The following is a 19,179-nucleotide window of genomic DNA, read 5'->3' on the forward strand; positions in this document are numbered from 1 at the left end:
CTATCTCCAGAGAACACCCGAACTTAAGATAAAGCCCAGTTGCGTGGCACTCAGAATACGTTCGACATTGGCAAAGGGCGAACGGGAAACGTAAACGGCATCCCCACTTCGCAACGCAAGATCTTCCTCAAAATGACCCTTCTCGAGAATCTCCCGGGTCCGGATCCGCTTGGTCTCGTACTGGGCACTCGAGATCCGGCGCACCAGCAAAACCTCGCCCCGTTTGGCGTCGCGGGTAAATCCACCGGCAATGGCAAGGGCGTCGGTCAGCGAGACATTGCCCTTAAGATCAAAGCGGCCTGGCTTGGAGACTTCTCCATTGACGACAAACCAGGGCTTTTCGAATTCCTTGAGAACGATGCTGATCTCCGGTTCGACGAGAATCTTTGCATACACCTTTGCGATGGCGTCACGAGCTTCGGCAACAGACAGGCCGGACAGTTTGAGATCTTCGACGCTCTTGAGCTGGACAAAACCGTCGGGGTGGATGGTGAGGGTCTGCGTGAATTCTGGAGTGAGCCGGAACTGCACTTCCATGACATCGCCGACTTGGAGTTGGTACCGGGGTTGGCGATCGGCAAACTGGCCAAAGCATAGAGTGGCTGCCAGCAGAAGAAATGCACGTATCATTGCGTATTGGCATCGTAGAATCTGAACCTAAGGTCTTCAATGGGCCTCTAGTACTGAGACCGTTTCGATCGCGCCAGACCTAGGGCTCTTTCTGGCCGCCCCACGCACCCTCCCTCCAATACCCGGACAAAGAGAAGTGTGTTGAAAATAATGGCAATTGGGATTGTCATACCCCTAAAGCACTTAGGAGAAAAGACTTAGATTGAATCCGTGTAGGCAGGACGAAAGTTCCGGGGAAATAGTTCTAAGTGGGTACCATAGAACTGATGGATCTTCCCGGTGATCCACATTAAAAAAAAACGAAGTGGATTCAATCCGCTACACTGCAAGCAAAAGCGTGTTTGGAGCCTCTGTGAACTGGGTCATTCTTACGGGATCCTATCCGCCGGATGAAGGCGGAATTGCCGACTATACGCTGGTTTTAGCCAAGCGTCTGGCGGAGGCAGGTGACCGGGTCTGGTTGTGGAGCGGACCTGAAACAAGAGTTGGGGAACGGCCCTTAGTTGAAGGGGTCGAGGTTCTTCGTCTGGGGAGTCACTTCACTCCGCGTGGGCTTCTCGAACTGGAGCGGCAACTCCGGAAAGTGCCCCCACCTTACCGGATCCTGGTGCAATATGTTCCTCAGGCCTTTGGGCCCAGGGTACACAGCCGTTTTCGGGGATTACCGGCCTGGTTTTGTCTCTGGCTGCTGTTGCGCAAGCCTGCCAATACCACGGTCATGATGCATGAAACGTTGGTGAGTGCCGAGGCCGGGTCGGACTGGCGCGCGCGCCTTCTGCACTATGTGACGCGCTTGATGTTACGCTGGCTCGCCAAGGCGGCGGACCGGATCTTTCTCTCCACCGAGGCCTGGCTGCCGCAGGTACTTCCTTTGGCCCGGCCGGGTGTGCCGGTGACGGCCTTGCCAGTTCCGAGCAATGTCGCGGAATCTTATGATGCAGACCTTGCCAGCCAATTACGTGCAGAAGTCTTGGGTGATGGGACTCTTCTTTTGGGTCACTTTGGTACTTATCGCGAACCGGTTTCCGATCTAATCGCCAAGTTAGTTCCTCATCTTCTGGCAAATGACCGGGGACGGCACTTTCTTCTCATTGGTTCTGGGAGTGAACAATTTCGAGCGGCGCTGATTGCGCAGTATCCGGAACTGGCGGCACGTGTCACTGCAACCGGCGCGTTGAGTGGAGATGCGATCGCGACGCGCATTGGCGCCTGTGACTTGATGGTGCAACCTTATCCGGACGGCGTCACTTCGCGGCGGGGAACCCTGATGGCTGCCGTGGCCCTGGCCAAAGCCGTGATTTCTAATGACGGGGACATTACCGAACAACGCTGGCGGGACGCAGGATGCATCGCCATGGTGGATCGCTATGATCCGGCCCTGTATCTGGAACGAGTGGATTCTCTGATTGCCCGGGGTGCGATGCAGGATCTAGGCCGTGCTGGCTATGCGTTCTATACACGCTATTGCTCTAGCCAGTGCAGCGCAGACGCGATCCGTAGATAAGACTCTGCGGCCCAGCAGGTTCCATAGGTTCTGAGAGTAATTTGCGCTGTAGCATAGCACGGCGAAAATCGCGGTGCAATGCACTCTTCTTTGGAATGACTTCCTTCGATTAGAATTGATTAGAGTGTGAAACGCACGCCGTAGGCTTCTTCTCTAGCAGTTTGGAACATTACGAGGTTGCTTGCCCGTGCCGGAAACATTCCTACAGATTTCTGGGAAACATGGAAAAAGATATGCCGTTTCTCCCCATCGACGGAGAACTTTCCGTCTTGGTGCGAGAGAAGGACTGGTCCAAAACGCCACTGGGTCCGCTTGAGAAGTGGCCGCAAAGTCTGAAGACAGCGGTAAGCATTCTCTTGAGTTCCCGTTATGCCATGTGGCTGTGCTGGGGCCCGGAACTCACGTTTCTTTATAACGATACCTATCGCCCGACACTGGGTTTGAAGCATCCGGGTGCCTTGGGAATGCACACCGACGAGGTATGGTCTGAAATCTGGTCCGAGGTTGGCTCGCTTGTTCTCGAAGTGTTGCGCACCGGGGAATCGACATACGTTGCCGAACTGCTGCTCCTTCTGGAGCGAAACGGCTTCAAGGAAGAGACCTATCACACCTTCTCTTATTGCCCTTTGTTTGGGGATGACGGCAACGTGATGGGGCTCTTCTGTGTGGTCAACGAGGAGACGGAGCGGATTGTCGGGGATCGTCGGATGACGACACTGCGGCAACTGGGCGCCTCCTTAGCGGGAACGACGACCCAACGCAATGTTCTGGCAGCGGTTGAGGGAAGCCTGGGCGCCAATAAGAAAGACTTCCCGTTTTCTCTCCTGTATCTTTATGACCCGGAGGGGATCCCGCGGCTGGCCTGTAGTACAGGTTTTCCAGAGGGCCATCCCGCCATCTGCGGTGTCGCCGATGCATGGCTGGCGGGCGATATGGATACGAATCCTCAGACGCGCATTGTCAGCGGCTTTGCTTCCCGCTGGCAACCGGCTGCGGTGCCTACGGGCGATTGGGACCGGGAGCCGGATCAACTCGTGTTCGTGCCCATCCCCCGCCAAGGCCAGGCACAGCCGGCTGGTTTTCTGGCAGCGGCGATGAATCCCTACCGGCAATGGGATGAGTCGTATCAGAACTCGATCCAGTTGATGGTGAGCCAGATTGCCGCCAGCCTGGCGGGCTCCAGAGCCTATGAAGAGGAACAACGCCGCTCCGCAGGGTTGGCTGAGCTGGACCGAGCCAAGACGGCGTTCTTCTCAAATGTGAGTCACGAATTCCGCACCCCTTTGACCTTGATGCTTGGTCCGGTGGAGGACATTCTTTGGGGGGCCGGGCCCATTGACCTGACGGCGCACCGGGAGCAACTGCATCTGGTGTATCGCAACGGCAAACGCCTGCAACGGCTGGTGAATTCGCTGTTGGAGTTTTCACGGCTGGAAGCGGGGCGGGCGCAAGCCAACTATGAGGCCACCGATTTGGCCTCCTTCACTGCCGATCTCGCCTCCAGCTTTCGATCGGCGATGGACCGTGCGGGTCTCCGCTATGTCGTGGATTGCAGCAGCCTGACAGAATCTGTCTATGTCGACAGGCAGATGTGGGAAAAGGTGGTGCTGAATCTGATCTCGAATGCCTTCAAGTACACGCTGAGCGGCACAGTCACGGTTCGCTTGACGAAGGAGGAGGGCTCGGCGGTGCTGGTCGTCTCGGACACGGGAAGCGGCATTCCCTCCTCGGAACTGAGCCATATTTTCGAACGCTTTCATCGCGTTGCAGGAGCTTTGGGCCGCACCAGCGAAGGGACAGGAATCGGGCTGACGATCGTGCAGGAGCTGGTCCGGCTTCATGGAGGTGAAATTTCGGTCCAGAGCGAAGAGGGAACGGGGAGCAGCTTTCGAGTTGCGATCCCCTTGGGTACCGCACATCTGCCGGTAGAGCAAAGCCAATCGCTGCGGCCGCTTTTTTCTCATACGGTGCAAGAGAACTCGTTTGTGGAAGAAGCTCTGATGTGGCTGGATCTGTCTGAGACTTCCATTCCTTCCAGCCGGCCCAGCGCAGCCGAAGGGCTCCCCAGGGTTTTGGTAGCCGATGATAACGCGGATACACGGAGTTACATCGTGAGGATTCTCGGTGCGAACTATGCCGTGGAAGCAGTCTCCAATGGAAAGCTCGCGCTGGCGGCTGCCACGGAGAATCTCCCGGAACTGATTCTGGCGGACGTGATGATGCCGGAGATGGACGGCTTTGGGTTGTTAAGTGCGCTTCGAGCTTCACCCAAAACCCGTGCTGTGCCGGTCATGCTTTTGTCGGCTCGTGCGGGAGAAGAGGCAAGCGTAGAGGGCCTGGAAGCAGGTGCGGATGATTATCTGGTCAAGCCCTTTACCTCAAGGGAACTGTTGGCGCGCGTTGCCGCCCATGTCTCCTTGGGGAGAGCGCGCAAAGAGATGAACGACCAGATGACCCGTACTTTTGAACAGGCTCCGGTTCCGATCTGTGTGTTGCGTGGACCAGAGCTGCGCTACGAACTAGCCAATGCTCCCTATCTGGATCTGCTCTCCACGTCCGATGTACTGGGCCACACTTTTCTTGAGGTGATTCCGGAGTTGAGTGGGGCTCCTGTGTATGAGACGCTCCGCCGTGTCCGGGAAACTGGAGAGTCCTACGTGGGGATCGAGGAGTTGGTGAAGTACGATCGGGACCGGGATGGAAATGTTGAGGATCACTGGTTCAATGTCCTCTATCACCCGTTGCGTGACGATGACGAATCTGTCAGTGGCGTGATTGTTGTTGCCAGCGATGTCACTGCGCAACGTACTGCCCGGCTGGAGCTTGAGGCTGCGAACCGGGAGTTGGAGGAATTTGCCTATGTGGCGAGCCACGATCTCCAGGAACCTTTGCGGGCGATCAATATCTTTACGCAGCAACTGATTCGGAAGTGCGTACCTGCGGAGAACATCCAGGCAAAGCAATATGCAGCATTTATTCATCAGGGCGTCACACGGATGGAGGAATTGATCAAGGATTTGCTTTCCTATTCGAGAACGATCACTTCCGAAAAACAGGTGGTTGGATCGGTCAATCTCAGCGAGGCACTGGAAAAAGCAAAGCTGAGTCTGGCCACGCAGATTGAGGAATGTGGGGTGACGATCAAAAACGAAAAGCTTCCCTGTGTATACGGCGATGAGCTGCAAATGACACAGGTATTCCAGAATCTGATTTCCAACTCGATCAAATATCGACGTGCCGATGTGGCGCCGATGATTCACATCCGCGCGGCAAGCCAGGGCGGGGAATGGCTAGTGAGCGTCGAAGACAACGGGATTGGCTTTGATTCCCAATATGCCGAGCGGATCTTTGGACTCTTCAAGCGGCTCCACAACGAGGACTATCCCGGTACCGGTCTAGGACTGGCCATCTGTAAGCGGATCATCGAACGCTTTGGGGGGAAGATCTGGGCGGAAGGGCACCCCGGCGTCGGGGCGAGTGTCTACTTCAAGCTTCAAACCTCTTCGGAATGTTAGCCTGAACGAGTGATTTCTTCTTCGATCCTATTGCTTTCCGTACTGGCACAGGCTCCTGCGGCCAAGACTCCCGCAGCGGCGCCCAAGACCGCGAGTACCGCAAAAACATCTCCGACTCCCGCTCCGGCCAAGCCAGCGGCGCCGGGAACTCCCGCAGCAAGACCGGCAACTGCTAGAGTGGCCGTAGTGAAGCCAAAACCTGTCGCCGCTGCGGCGTTGAACACCGATGAAGACAAGACAATTTACTCGCTTGGTCTTTCGATCGCACGATCTCTCGGCACCTTTGATCTGACCCCTTCTGAGTTGGAACTGGTCAAGCGCGCCTTAAGCGATGCTGCTGAAAAGAAGCCGGCCGTCGAACTCTCCGAATGGGGCCCGAAGATCCAAGCACTCGCGCAAACCCGCCAGTCGGCGCGTGCTGCCAAGGAGAAGGTGGTTTCGGCTGCTTATCTCACCAAAGCGGCGGCCGAGCTTGGCGCCTTGAAGACGGATTCCGGGATCATCTACAAGCAGTTGAAACCCGGCACTGGAGCCTCGCCGAAAGCGACGGATACGGTCAAAGTGCACTATCGCGGCACCCTGGTGGATGGAACCGAATTCGATAGTTCCTACAAACGGAACGAGCCTGCGTCGTTTGGCCTGAATCAAGTGATCCCTTGCTGGACCGAAGGCGTGCAGAAAATGAAGGTGGGCGAGAAAGCCCAACTCGTTTGCCCGTCCAATCTTGCTTACGGTGACGAGGGGCGTCCTACCATTCCCGGTGGCGCTACGTTGATCTTTGAGATCGAGCTTCTTGAGATTGTCGGCGGCGGTACTACTCCGCAGCAATAAGAATCCAACGCATCGTCAAAGGGCGGCTTCGGGAGCTAACCGATGCCGCCCTTTGTGTTTTGTTTCTTGCGGCGATAACTGCTCCACAGTGGAATGAGCAAGCCGGCGGCTGCGAGCGCCAGGCCCGGCCGGAAGCCAGGAGCACTATAGCGCCACTCGACCGTATGACTGCCTTTGGGAACTTGCACGGCGCGGAGGGCATGGAAGGCGTTGATCCGCTGGGCGGGTTTTCCGTCGACGGTGACACTCCAGCCGGCATCGTCGGAATCCGAGATCACCAGCAGATTGTTGCAATTGGCGTGGGTCCGGATCAGGACGCGTCCCGGGTTGTGGAGGAGGACGGCGGTGTCACCGGGTGGGCAGCTCTCGAGGCCGGCCACCGGGTTGTGGGTGAGCGTGACCTGGCGCAAGTCGATCGACTGGTTATCGATATAAGCGTCAGCTTCGTCCCGATTGCGGTACGAGATCGTAGAAGAACTGAGCCAGGCGCGCGGAAATGGAGGCAGGGGATTCTGCCAGAGGTTGATGCCGTGCTCACCTTGGAATAGGAGTTGGGAGCCTTCGGTTCGCGGCGTGGGGCCGATGTGATAACCAACTCCGATCAGTTGCGCGGCTCGGGGATTGGACCAGTTGAGGTCGACATGAGCCGAATCGAGGCTGGCCAGATAGCCTCCCATGACGTCGACCCCTTGCCAGTCCCCGAAGTTATAAGGGATCGCCTTCTCATCGATCGTGACGCGTAGTGGCTGCGGCAAGGTGAGAAGGAACTCACGGATGTCCATATGGCGGGACATCGGAGTCAGCAGGCTGGTGACGTATTTGTCATGGCGATTCCCCATATTGAAGTAATTCATATTGGCGCTTTCGATCAGGATGGCGCAGAGCAGCAGTGGATACAGGGTGCGTTGCGACATTTGTCCCTTCGCCACGGCATAGTAGGCGAGACCAACCAGCAGACTAACGAAGGCAACCGCAAACCAGCGTTCTTCCAATCGGGTTTGATTCGCCGGCAGTAGCTTGGCAAACGAAAAGAGCAGAATCACCAAGGCGCCAAAGCCCCAGTGGATTCTCCAGGAAATCGGGTGTGCGGGCTTGGAGCGATGGAGTTCCATGCCCAGGGCGGCAAGTACGGCAAAAGACATCGTAAAGATGGCGCCTGCCATGGAAGGACTGCGCGCCTTCTCAATCATTGGCAAGAGGCTGTAGAGCAGCGGCTCCAATCCCCCAAAGCGGCCGAGGCCATAGAGTAAGGCGCCGATGCCGAGGCCGGTGAAGAGCTTGACTTCGCGGCGGATCCAGTTGGTACGGATGGCCCAGATGGCCAACACCAGCGCGGTGCAGCCGAGGAAGAGACTGGTGTGCAACTCCGCGCCGGGCAGCAGGATCGAGAAGAGTGCGCTGGGGCCGTTCGCATACTGTTCGTGAACAAAGTAGGCCACCTTATCCTGCCATCCAACGGGCATGTCCATGCCAACCCAACGGCGTGCGGTCCGGCCATAAGCGAGACCGGGCAGGAGTTGGGGGGCTGCCAAAAGCCCCGCGACGATGAAGGTGAGGATGGCAGGGTAGAGGCGGAATGCGATGGCGGTTGCCGCAACTGCCAGACTGACAAAGATCGGAAGCTGGTGGTGCCCGCTGAGCCAACACAAACCCAGGAAGAAGCCTGCCCAGGCGTAGTTGGCCTGGAGCAGGAAGCGGAAAACGAGCGGAGCCCAAACCAGGCCGCAGATCATTTGCGGCCAGTCGTTGGACCCGAGAAAACCGAGCAACCCGAAGGCGAGACCACCGAAAATGGCTGGCAGGCGAGAGGTGCCGAGAGACCGGGCGAGCGCGTAGAGATTGAGCGCCGCAACATAGTGGATGAAGAAGAACCACCAGTTCAGTGCCCCTTCCCGCAGCCAACCTCTGCGTAGGGGCATCGCGAACAGAAGCCAGTTCAAGGGATTGACGACGCCTGGTTGTCCCTGTCCGATCAGATTTTGCCCGCCCCATTCGTAGGGACTCCAAAGGGGGAAGCGTCCAGCGTGGAGTTCGCCTGCCTGGAACTGGAGCCAGGGCAGGACCTGGCTACTCAGATCCTGCCCATTTAACCAGGAGTATTGGTCGGTCAGAAGGATGCGCCAGTAAGCAAGAACCATCAGGGCAAACAGGAGAAGCGGGCCTCCGAAGCGGTTGGCCTGAACCAAGAGTGGTTGAAATGCACCAGCGATGGGCCTGAAACGAGTGGTCATGGCAAGGGTAAAGTCTAGTATCTCCAATGAGTTAGGCGTTTGGCAAAGGAAGTGTATAGAGAACCCACGAAGGGAAATTGAGGATATGCGCCGCTTTATCTATTCGCTGAGCATGTTAGCTGGGTTGGTCCTGCCTGCTTTAGGGCAGCAGGATGACGACGCCGCGCGCGGCGTTGCACGAGTGAGCGTGATCGCCGGAGATGTTTCCGTGCGAAGAGGAGACAGTGGCGATCAAGTTGCTGCCACTGTGAACGCGCCGTTGATGGCGCAGGACAGTTTGATGACTGGTGTGGGGGCGCGGGCCGAGATGCAGTTTGATGCTGCGAATCTGGTGCGCTTGTCGGGCAATACGGAGGTCCGCATTGCCGAGCTGCAGAGCCAACGCGTGCAGTTGAACATTGCTGGCGGACTGGTGACTTTCCGCATGCTGCAGAATTCGCAGTCAGAAGTCGATCTCAATACGCCGAGCGTGAGTGTCCGGCCGTTGCGGCAGGGCCAATATCGCATTCAGGTGAATGAGGATGGCACAACCGAGGTGACAGTTCGCGAAGGAGAAGTCGACCTCTATACGCCGCAGGGTTCCCGCCGTCTGGGACAAGGCAAGACTTTGATTGTGCGCGCCGCTGCGGAGGGTACTGACGGCACCTTCCAGATTGTCAACGCGCAGAGCATCGATGGCTGGGACCAGTGGAACCGGTCGCGCGACCAGGAACTGCTTACGTCGCGAAGCCAGCAGTACTTGCCACAGGGCGCCTATGGTGCTGAGCAACTGGATAATTCCGGAGACTGGACCTATTCGGAACCCTATGGCTATGTGTGGCAACCTCGCGTCGATGCTGATTGGGCTCCTTATCGCGACGGCCGCTGGAGCTGGCTGGACTGGTATGGATGGAGCTGGGTGAGCTACGATCCCTGGGGCTGGGCTCCCTATCACTATGGCCGTTGGTTTAACAACGGAGGCCGCTGGTGCTGGTGGCCTGGAGCGCGTGGCTCACGGAGCTACTGGTCGCCCGCGCTGGTCAGCTTCTTCGGGTTCGGTAGTGGCCGTGGCGGCGGATTCGGAATTGGCTTCAATTTCGGCAATGTCGGCTGGGTGCCTCTTGCTCCCTATGAAACCTACAACCGGTGGTGGGGACGCGGCTATTACGGTGGCCGTGGCTTTGGAAACACGACCATCATCAACAACACGAACATCACGAACATCTACCGGAATGCCCGGGTCAAGGGTGGGGCGAGTTTCGTCGATGCGAACAATTTCAATCGTGGGGTGAGCCATCTCGGTGGGAAGGGCTATCAGGCGGCAAACTTGCATGACATCCGCAATGCCGGAGAAGTGCGCGGACAGCTAGGAATCGTTCCTGGACGGGAGAGTCTCGGATTCTCGCGGCAGGATGGAGTCCGGGGTGGTGGCTCGATTGCCAACCGTCCGGACCAGCGCTTCCAGTCCCGTCGTGAAGTGAGTTCTGTCGAACGAGTGCCGTTTGAGCAGCAGCGGCAGAACTTTGTTGGCGCCTCGCGCGGCAATGGGCAGACGGGTATGGTGGATCGCGGCGGCAATGCCTCGAGTCCGAATGAAGGATTCCGGAGGCTGGGCGGCGATTCGAATGCAGCCACTCGTGGCGGCCAGCAGGGCAGCGATGGCTTCGTTCAGCGCGGCGGACGCGGTGCGGAAAGCGGCGCCGGTCGTGGTGGCGGACAAACGAGTGAGGGCTTCGTGCAACGCGGCGAACGCGGGGCTGAAGCTGGCACCCGCGGCGGCGGACAGACAAGCGATGGCTTCGTGCAACGCGGTAATAGCAGCGGATCGGGCAACGATAACGTTCGTGGTGGATGGCAGCGCTTTGGAGATGCAGGGGTGAACTCTGGAGTCCGGGGTGGCGGCCAGAACAACAATGGCTTCGTTCAGCGCGATCGCTCGGCGAGTGCGCCGGTCTCGGGGTCAGATCCCTCCTCGATGCGTGGACGCGGTGTGGGTGCGGTGGATGTGAGTCCGCGCATCGTGCAGAATGGCGGACGCGCTTGGGGTTCTGAGTCGCAGAACATCGGACAGCAGCCACGCCAAAATCAGGGATCGAGTGACCCCTATGGTGGCGGCAGCCGTGGGAATGCCAATAGCAATTCCGGTTGGAGCGGCTTTGGTGGCGTTCGTGGCGGTGGGAGCTCTGGACCCGCCGTCCAGCAATCGGCTCCCCGGACTTCGCCTTCCTACGGCGGCGGTGGTGGAGGCTATTCGCCATCTCCGCGGATGAGTGCCCCTTCGGCACCCTCCTATGGCGGCGGTGGCTCCGCTCCCAGGATGAGTGCTCCTTCGGCGCCCTCTGGTGGTGGCGGATTCCGCGGAGGCGGGGGTGCCCCGTCTGGTGGAGGCGGCGGAGGCCACAGCGGTGGCGGTGGTGGTTCCTCTGCTGGCCGGAGTGGTGGAGGCGGCGGCCACAGTGGCGGCCGTCGCTAGAACAACAATTTTTCCCTCAACACCCGCCGGGATGGCCTCATCCTTCCCGGCGGGATTTTTTTGCTCTCAAGCGGCCTGTTCGTCGTCGATCAAGGAGAACGGAATTGCGAGTTCGCCGCTCCGCCGGAAACGGTGCCGTGGGGCGGAGATGGGCATCACATGAGACAACGCGGCGGCTTCGGGACTGCGCTCCGGATTTCCAGTCAGCACGAGCGAGCGGCTATCGGGCCGGCCAATCTGTAGATCGAGCGCGCCCACGGCTTCGATTTCAAAAATCGGTGCGAGGTGGGCCAGGGGATCGCCCCGGCGGAAGAGGCCTTGTAGGGCAGCGGCGGTTGCCTCACGTGACTTGCGCAGGCGATCAGGACCCATCGGCTGCCCAATGTGGGGAGCCCAGGCGTTGATGATGCGGGCCTCACGCGCCAGGATCTCAAAGAAGAACTTCCCATCGCGATTGGTTTCCTCAAGGAACCATGTGGCATGGGTGGGAAGGTAAAAGTCGGCAAGATCATGCTTTCCGAGGATGCGGAGGAGGCCTGCGGCTCTTGACAGCGAATCCGGCAGGTCTCCCCGAATACTGCGTTCCATCGAAGTCATCGACCAGTCATCGAGAGGATCATACGCATAGGCATTTTTTGCCTTCGGATGATAAGGCCTGCAGGCCAGATAGGTGAGGAGTTGTGACGATTTGGCTGTGTTGACAAAGTTTTCCGGGTTTGCAAACCAATACATCTGCAACCAACAGCGCATCGCCTTCTGAATCTGAAGCGAGACCCGGGCGGCGCACTTCATGAAGCCATATTGCCCGTCTGAGGGCACGGCATTCCACACAGCATCGGCATCGGCGCGGTAGGCCAGTTCGAGTTCCAGTTGAATCCGGTCGGCCAGAACGGCTTGATCGAGTCCTGTCCGGTAGTGATGCAGAATCGGCATCAGAACAGAGGTAAGCGAGAGCGAGTCCAGCGCAACCGAATGCTTGAACGGAAGGGGTTTCATGACGAATTGAAGGTACCAGCAGGTGTGGCGATAACGAACTTTCGGCAAAGAAAATGAGAGCTTATTGGAGAAGCTAAGGCTTTCAGTACAAAGCAGTTAACAATTCAGGGAAAGAATTTACTTTTTCTGTGACTGTGTTTGCTCGCTCGAATCCAGTGGCTGCTTATGTAACAATAGCGATTACGTAACAGAGTTGGTTGCAATTCACGATGGCGACGAATACCCGATTTGCGGTTGCGGTACACAGTGCAGGCATGATTGCGCTGGGGGACCGCATGGTGGTGACCTCAGAGACGATCGCGAAGAGTGTCGGCACTCATCCGGTGGTGGTGCGGCGAGTATTTGGAATGTTGGTGCGGGCTGGTCTTGTGCAGGTGCGCAAAGGGCAGAATGGGGGAGCTCTGCTGACGCGGCCCCCGGATCGGATTACGCTCGGGGACATCTATCGCGCGGTGGAACACAGTCCGGTTCTTGCTGTGCCACAAGCCAGCCATAAGTGTGAATGCAAGGTGGGAATGGTAGTGGGTAAGGTATTGCGGCGTTTCTTCTCCACCGCGGAAGACGATATGTTGCGACGACTGGATCGAACGAAATTAGCTGATGTGATCAAGGCAGTTGATCGCGAGTAGCTATGAATGATTTGGACGAATGCCATGCCTGTAGTGGAACTGGAGCCAAGAAAATGAGCGCTAAGCCGCCTAAGAAAAAGATTAACTATTCGAAAGCGTTTGCAGAAGCGCGCACTCTCGTGCATGCGCATCGCTGGCGGCTTGTTCTGGGTCTGACCTTGATGTTGATTACCCGAGGCGTGGGGCTTGTGCTTCCGGCATCGACCAAGTACGTGATCGACGAAGTGATCGGGAAGGGCCGGAGCGACATGCTCTGGAAGGTGGCTGTCGTTGCGCTCGGGGCAACGATTGTCCAAGCCTTGTCGTCCTTTGCGGTGTCGCAGGTGCTGGGCGTTGCGGCGCAACGGGCCATTACGGAGATGCGGAAGCGGGTGCAGGCGCATATCGAGCGTCTGCCGGTAAGCTATTTCGATTCGATGAAAACCGGCCAACTGATTTCGCGCATTATGCAGGATGCCGAGGGGGTGCGAAATCTGGTGGGGACCGGGTTGGTGCAACTGACCGGCGGCATCGTGACCGCTGTACTTTGCCTGGGTGTGTTGTGTTACCTGAACTGGAAAATGACGTTGCTGACCATTGGGGTGCTGGGCGTGTTCGGTAGCGTGATGTCATTTGCCTTTAAGAAGCTCAGGCCACTGTTCCGGTTGCGGGGCGAGATTACGGCGCAGGTGACGGGCCGGCTGACGGAGAGTCTTGGTGGGATTCGGGTTGTAAAAGCCTATACCGCAGAACGGCGCGAGCGGCTTGTATTCTCGAAAGGCGTGCACCGCCTCTTCCGCAATATTGCCGAATCGATGACTGGTGTGTCGTTTGTGATGGCTTTCTCCTCGATGATTGTGGGCGCCATTGGCATGGTGATCTTCCTGTTTGGCGGGAGTGCCGTGATCCGCGGCGAGATGACCTTGGGCGACCTCTTTATGTACGCCGCATTCACCGGCCTGATGGCCATGCCGGTGGTGGAGCTTGCTTCCATCGGGACGCAGCTTACGGAAGCATTTGCGGGGCTGGATCGCATTCGCGAAGTGCTGGACGTCAAGACGGAGGATGCCGAAGATGGATCGAAAGAAAATGTCGGGCCACTCCGCGGTGAGATTGTGTTTGATCACATTAATTTCGAATACACCCCAGGGGCGCTCGTGCTGAAGGATGTCAGTTTCACGGCGCCAGCGGGAAGTACGACTGCGTTGGTGGGCTCCAGCGGTTCTGGAAAGAGCACGATGATCAGCCTGGTGATGAACTTCAATCAACCCAAGAGTGGCCGCGTGCTGGTGGATGGCCGGGATCTGCAGAGTTTGAAGATGCGAGAGTATCGATCGAATCTCGGTGTTGTTTTTCAGGACAACTTTCTGTTTGATGGGACCATCGCCGAGAATGTCTCCTTCGCGCAGCCGGGGGCGACACGGGCGGAAATCGAAGAAGCCTGCCGAGTGGCGCATTGCGCCGAGTTTATTGAACGCTTTGAAAAGGGCTATGACACGATTGTCGGGGAGCGTGGCGTGAAGCTCTCCGGCGGACAGCGGCAGCGCGTGGCGATTGCGCGTGCCATCCTGGCGGACCCGAAGATTCTGATTCTGGATGAGGCGACTTCGAGCCTGGACAGCGAAAGTGAAGCCTTGATTCAGGATGCGCTGCGATCTTTGCGCCATGGCCGGACGACCTTTGTGATTGCGCATCGCCTTTCGACGATTCGCGCTGCCAATCAAATTCTGGTGATCGAAGATGGCGAGATTGTGGAGCGGGGCACCCATGCGGAACTGATGGCAATGGCGGGCCGGTATCGTGAGTTGCACGATCGGCAGCACGAGTTCGAGAAGAACCAGTTCATCAATCCTGGGGAAGATTTTACGTCTCTATTGGCTGTAGGAAAGTAAAGGTACGATATGTCTGAAGCTGGACAGAACTTCAAGAATCATGCGCGGTTTCATCCGCCATTTCACTACGTCGTGGCTCCTATCTTTGTGTTCCATTTTGTATGGACGGCAAGGGGGATGTGGCGTCAACCCAGCTGGAACAGTGCAGAAGCGCTGTTGGTCGCCATCGGACTGCTGGCGCTGGCGGTTGTCTCGCGCACTTCCGCACTCAAGGCGCAAGACCGGACGATTCGCCTGGAGGAACGTTTGCGCTATGCTGCGGTTCTTCCTCCCGACCTTGCTGCGCGGGCCAGCGAGTTGCCTGTCGGCAAGATTGTAGCGCTTCGATTTGCCTCGGATGGAGAACTGGCTGGTTTGGTGGGACAGGTGCTGTCGGGACAACTGAAGAGTGGCAAGGAAATCAAAAAGTCGATTAAAAATTGGAGAGCGGACACTTGCAGAGTGTGATTTAACCTATACAATCAGTTCCGGATATGAAGACAACGCTCCGGGATATTGCGCGTGAAAGCGGTCTCGACATCAGCACCGTTTCCCGATGTTTATCGGGCGCCTATGGCATCAATAAAGACACTCGAGCGATGGTGGTGGAGACTGCCCGGAAACTGAACTATATCCCCAATAGCCTGGCTCGCGGGCTGGCCACGGGACTCTCGAGAACCATCGCGCTGCTGGTGAACGACATCCGCAACCCCTATTATGCCGAGCTGGCGCGTGGCGTTGAAGATACAGCATTTGAAGCGGGTTTCGATCTGGTACTGGGGAACTCCGATCTGAAATGGGAGCGGCAGATGCACCACGTGCATGCCATGGCTTCCAAGCAAATCGACGGGTTGATTCTGAATCCGGCCGGTGTGATGGGCGCCAAAGCAACGGATGAATTGGCCCGTTACCGCTTGCCCGTTGTCGTGCTGGCGGCGACCGAGCGGAAGAGTCCGTTCAGTAGCGTTCGCGTTGACAATCGCGGGGGAGGGCGTCTGGTGGGCCAGCACCTGCGCGAGCTAGGGCACACGAAGGTTGTTGTACTCGGATCGAATTTGAAGCAAAGGAATTTGACGGAGCGGCTGAAAGGCTTCGAAGAGAGCTTTGGATCGGGCTATCGGGTGGTGTTGGGGGAAAACAGTCACGCCGGGGCGAAGGCGATGATGGAAGAGCTGCTGGCAGCTCCTCTGGACTTTAGCGCGGTATTTGCGGTGAACGACTCAATGGCAATCGGTGCGTTGGAGGCAATGAAATTCGCTGGCATCTTGGTGCCGCAGGATGTGAGCCTGATTGGATTCGATGACATTCCGATTGCCGCGCTTCTCGATCCGCCGCTGACGACGATTGCGCAACCGAAGTATGAGACCGGCGTTGTGGCGACGGAGATTCTGCTGGCGAAGATCCGGGGGAGTGGCAAGGAGTACGTGCCGGCGGTGGAGAATCGTGAACTGGATGTTCACTTGGTAGCGCGGAAGTCAACCGCTACGCGATGACGGTGATGCCGCTCTCGGTGACGGTATAACCCCGGGCGAGGTCTTCTGTCCGGTCGAACCCGGAACGAGTTCCTTCTGGAATCCGCACGTTCGGACATACGATGGTACGGCGCAAGTGGCAATGGCGGCCGATCTCTGCATTGGAGAGCAGAATCGAATCGTCAATGGCGGTATACGAATTCACGCGCACGCCTGGGGAGAGGACAGAACGCTGGACGCGGGCTCCTGAGACAATCACCCCCGGTGCAACGACGGAATCGATCGCAACCCCCATGCGCGTCCCCTCGTAGGCGAGCACAAACTTTGCGGGCGGGTACATCGGCGGATTCGTCCGGATAGGCCAAGCCTTGTCGTACAAATTGAACTCCGGAATGACCGAGACCAGATCGATGTTCGCATCGTAGTAGGCATCGAGGGTGCCGACATCGCGCCAGTAGCGCACCCGCTTGGCGTTTAAGTCGTGAAAGTCATAGGCGCTCACTTTGTGCTGGTGGATGAGCTTGGGGAGGATGTCTTTGCCGAAGTCGTGGGAGGAATGGGGATCAGCGGCGTCGGTGCGCAGGGCGTCGAGCAGAATCTTTGTATTGAAAAGGTAAATGCCCATCGAGGCCGAGACCATGCTGGGGTCAAAGGGGGAGCGCGCCGGATGTCCATGCGCCGGTTTCTCTTCAAACCCGATGATGCGGTAACTCGGATTGATCTGGGCGACACCGAAACGTCCTGCCTCTTCGGGCGCGATCTGGATGGTGGCAATGGTAATGTCGGCTTGCTGCCGGCGATGCCAGTCTCTCATCTCGCTGTAATTCATCTTGTAGATGTGATCGGCAGAGAGGATCAGAACAGATTCCGGAGCTTCTGCTTCGATTGATTCGATGTTCTGGTAGACGGCATCGGCGGTGCCGAGATACCAGTCGTCGTGCATGCGCTTCATGGGCGGCATGGTCTCAATGAACTCACCGATTTCGCCGGAGAAGATTGCCCAACCGTCTCGAATGTGCCGTGTGAGATCGAGGCTCTTGTACTGCGTCATGATGTAGATCTGACGGAGTCCGGAGTTCAGGCAGTTCGACAGGGTGAAGTCGATAATGCGATAGATCCCGCCAAAAGGAACAGCTGGTTTCGCTGTATTGCGGGTGAGCGGAGAGAGCCGCTCTCCAGCGCCGCCAGCGAGAAGGATGGCAAGGATCTTATCCATGGGTGCCTAATGGCTCGTGCGAATGATGACGAAGAGGAGTGCGGCGATCATGAGTACGACCACCACGCAGGCGACGAGCAGCATGGGGCTCATTCCCTTGAGGAAGCCAGGAGCGGCGGCAGGCGCCGGGGCAGCAACCGGCGGTGGTGCGGGTACGCCACTGGGTTGCGAGAAAATCGGGGCCGCCGCAGCGGCAGGTTGATTCTGTTGCGGCACCGGGACGCCGATGGCTGGCGCTGAGGCCGGCTTTGGAGACTGCATCATCCTGGTGAAGTCGCCAGGGCCCTGATGGACCGGGGCTTGTGCTGCAGGAGCCGAGGAGGCTTGCGGCGCCTTGAAGAAGCTGGTGGCTCCATCGGGGCTGGAAAGCGCGTTCGGATTCATGGGCGCGTTGCCTGAGGACAGTGGTCCCGCGGCTGGCGGCGCAACATTAGGCGGGGGCGCCCCAGAGCCGGCGCCGAACCCAGGCAGATTGTCGAGAGAGAAGCTTCCGCCGCCCAGAGAATTTGAAGACAGGGATGGGCCGCTCATGGACGGCGTGGATAAGGACGGGCCGTAAGCGCTGCCCGCATTGAAGGACGGCGTTCCAATATGAGGGCCGCTGATCTGTCCGGAACTGGAGATGGAGGGGCCGCTCAAGCTGGGGATGCTGACGGAGGGAGCAGAGATGCGGGGGCCGCTTAGCGAGGGGGAAGGCGTTGAAATGTTCAGGCCGGGTAAGGACGAACCGCCCGACGCGGAGGGCGGAGGGGCCTGGGGCTGGCCGTAAGCCGGAGGTGGCGCTCCGAAAGGAGGAGGCGCGGGAGTGGGTTGCCCCATTGGAAAGGGCGGAGGTGCTGCTGCACTCCCTCCACTATTGTGCCCGCCAGTCTGCGAAGGAGTCTGGAGGAGGCGGGTGAAGTCTCCGGGGCCGGACGCTGGTGCTGCGGAGGGCGGGGGCGCTGAAGGCAGGACGCTCGGCGTCTCGACTGCCTTGAACATGCGCGTAAACTCGCCAGCCTGCTGGGACGGCGGTGGCGCAATGGGATTGGTGATCGGATTGACAGGCGCAGGCGTGTGGTTCACCAGTGGAGACTGGAACATGCGTGTGAACTCGCCCGGTTCCTGGGAAGCCGTGGGAGGGGGCACGGGCGGAAAGAGCGGTGCTGGCTGGGGAGGAGGCGGTGCAGAGAAGGTTGGGAACTGCGCAGTAGGCTGTGCAGAGGCCGGAGGTGGGGTGACAGGAGGAGGAGGCGGGGCAGGTTTTGCCACCGGTTGCGGCTGTGCCTGGAACATGCGTGTGAATTCACCGGGGCCTTGCTCGACGGGCGCCGGCGGGACGGGTGCGGATGGCGCTGGTGTGGGTGGAACTGGGGTCCAGGCCGGTGGAGGCGGCGGTGGCGCGGGCGCAGGAACTGGCGCAGGAGGCGTTGGCATTGGCGCGACGGGCATCAGTCTGGTGGCTTCTTCAGCAGGTGCGGGAGGAGGCGGACGGAAGGCTGGGATCTCCTGCGTTGCGGGCTCCACTGGAGCGGAGGGATTGAATTTGAAGGCTCCAGCCTGTGTGAGCGGATCGGGAGTCTTCGCATGTCCGAGCGTCTTGAGCCAGTCGCTCAGAGTAGCTCCTGCGGGGAGGGGACGCGTGACGATATAAGCCTTGGCTCCATCCTGCACCACTTCGAGGATCGGCTTTTCGCCAAAGCTTGCCGCGGCAAACTGCTTCTTGGCGATTTCGAAAAGGTTATGGGCATCCGGGCGAATGATGTGAATCCACACCTCTTCGCCGGTCATTTTAATTACAGCGCGATAAGAGAGTGCCTCTGCGGAGTCGGCGACGGGGGAAATGAGTTGGTATGTGGATTCGAAGGACATCG

Annotated in this window: 13 protein-coding genes; 8 read left to right on the plus strand and 5 right to left on the minus strand. The window is 58.4% G+C overall.

The annotated features are described in order from the left end of the window. On the minus strand, nucleotides 1-630 hold the full coding sequence (locus tag M017_RS0123005; protein ID WP_031500587.1) for a polysaccharide biosynthesis/export family protein: 630 nt from the start codon (nucleotides 628-630) through the stop codon (nucleotides 1-3). A 352-nt stretch (nucleotides 631-982) separates the two neighbouring features. Here M017_RS0123005 and M017_RS0123015 point away from each other — a divergent pair, with 352 nt between their 5' ends. From M017_RS0123015 to M017_RS0123025, 3 genes are all read left to right on the plus strand, one after another. Continuing rightward, nucleotides 983-2,134, plus strand: coding sequence for a glycosyltransferase (locus tag M017_RS0123015; protein ID WP_162180024.1), 1,152 nt, complete (start codon nucleotides 983-985; stop codon nucleotides 2,132-2,134). A gap of 221 nt (nucleotides 2,135-2,355) precedes the next feature. Next, nucleotides 2,356-5,649, plus strand: coding sequence for an ATP-binding protein (locus M017_RS0123020; RefSeq protein ID WP_031500589.1), 3,294 nt, complete (start codon nucleotides 2,356-2,358; stop codon nucleotides 5,647-5,649). 177 nt (nucleotides 5,650-5,826) lie between these two features. Next, nucleotides 5,827-6,480 carry a BamJ family beta-barrel-assembly machinery protein gene (locus tag M017_RS0123025; protein WP_420313872.1) on the plus strand — a complete coding sequence of 218 codons (654 nt, stop codon included), beginning with the start codon at nucleotides 5,827-5,829 and terminating at the stop codon, nucleotides 6,478-6,480. A 35-nt stretch (nucleotides 6,481-6,515) separates the two neighbouring features. On the opposite strand, the gene M017_RS0123030 is transcribed toward M017_RS0123025, so the two are convergent. Beyond that, complete coding sequence (locus tag M017_RS0123030; RefSeq protein ID WP_031500591.1) at nucleotides 6,516-8,711, minus strand: YfhO family protein; 2,196 nt, start codon at nucleotides 8,709-8,711, stop codon at nucleotides 6,516-6,518. Nucleotides 8,712-8,796: 85 nt separating this feature from the next. Here M017_RS0123030 and M017_RS29995 point away from each other — a divergent pair, with 85 nt between their 5' ends. Further along, the gene (locus M017_RS29995; RefSeq protein ID WP_031500593.1) at nucleotides 8,797-11,163 is read left to right on the plus strand and encodes a DUF6600 domain-containing protein; all 2,367 of its coding nucleotides are present in this window, start codon (nucleotides 8,797-8,799) and stop codon (nucleotides 11,161-11,163) included. A 66-nt stretch (nucleotides 11,164-11,229) separates the two neighbouring features. Here the strand turns inward: M017_RS29995 and M017_RS0123040 are convergent, their stop codons facing one another. After that, nucleotides 11,230-12,159, minus strand: a complete 930-nt coding sequence (locus M017_RS0123040) for a hypothetical protein (protein WP_155121582.1) — start codon at nucleotides 12,157-12,159, stop codon at nucleotides 11,230-11,232. A 209-nt stretch (nucleotides 12,160-12,368) separates the two neighbouring features. Between M017_RS0123040 and M017_RS0123045 the strand changes: the two genes are divergently transcribed. The 4 genes from M017_RS0123045 to M017_RS0123060 are packed head-to-tail and all read left to right on the plus strand — an operon-like array spanning nucleotide 12,369 to nucleotide 16,131. Further along, nucleotides 12,369-12,788, plus strand: a complete 420-nt coding sequence (locus tag M017_RS0123045) for an Rrf2 family transcriptional regulator (protein ID WP_031500595.1) — start codon at nucleotides 12,369-12,371, stop codon at nucleotides 12,786-12,788. A 53-nt stretch (nucleotides 12,789-12,841) separates the two neighbouring features. Continuing rightward, complete coding sequence (locus M017_RS0123050) at nucleotides 12,842-14,659, plus strand: ABC transporter ATP-binding protein (protein ID WP_035958963.1); 1,818 nt, start codon at nucleotides 12,842-12,844, stop codon at nucleotides 14,657-14,659. A 9-nt stretch (nucleotides 14,660-14,668) separates the two neighbouring features. Beyond that, complete coding sequence (locus M017_RS0123055; RefSeq protein WP_031500597.1) at nucleotides 14,669-15,106, plus strand: DUF6526 family protein; 438 nt, start codon at nucleotides 14,669-14,671, stop codon at nucleotides 15,104-15,106. Nucleotides 15,107-15,132: 26 nt separating this feature from the next. Beyond that, nucleotides 15,133-16,131 (plus strand): LacI family DNA-binding transcriptional regulator, encoded by a 999-nt coding sequence (locus tag M017_RS0123060; protein ID WP_031500598.1) that lies wholly within the window; start codon nucleotides 15,133-15,135, stop codon nucleotides 16,129-16,131. Here M017_RS0123060 and glgC read toward each other — a convergent pair. Then, nucleotides 16,121-17,326: a glucose-1-phosphate adenylyltransferase gene (gene glgC / locus M017_RS0123065; protein WP_035958794.1), complete on the minus strand. Its 1,206-nt coding sequence runs from the start codon at nucleotides 17,324-17,326 to the stop codon at nucleotides 16,121-16,123. The genes M017_RS0123060 and glgC overlap by 11 nt on opposite strands. A 6-nt stretch (nucleotides 17,327-17,332) precedes the next feature. Beyond that, on the minus strand, nucleotides 17,333-19,177 hold the full coding sequence (locus tag M017_RS29525; protein WP_031500600.1) for a hypothetical protein: 1,845 nt from the start codon (nucleotides 19,175-19,177) through the stop codon (nucleotides 17,333-17,335). Between the last annotated feature and the right edge of the window lie 2 nt (nucleotides 19,178-19,179).

The organism is Bryobacter aggregatus MPL3, assembly GCF_000702445.1.
Classification (GTDB): Bacteria; Acidobacteriota; Terriglobia; order Bryobacterales; family Bryobacteraceae; genus Bryobacter; species Bryobacter aggregatus.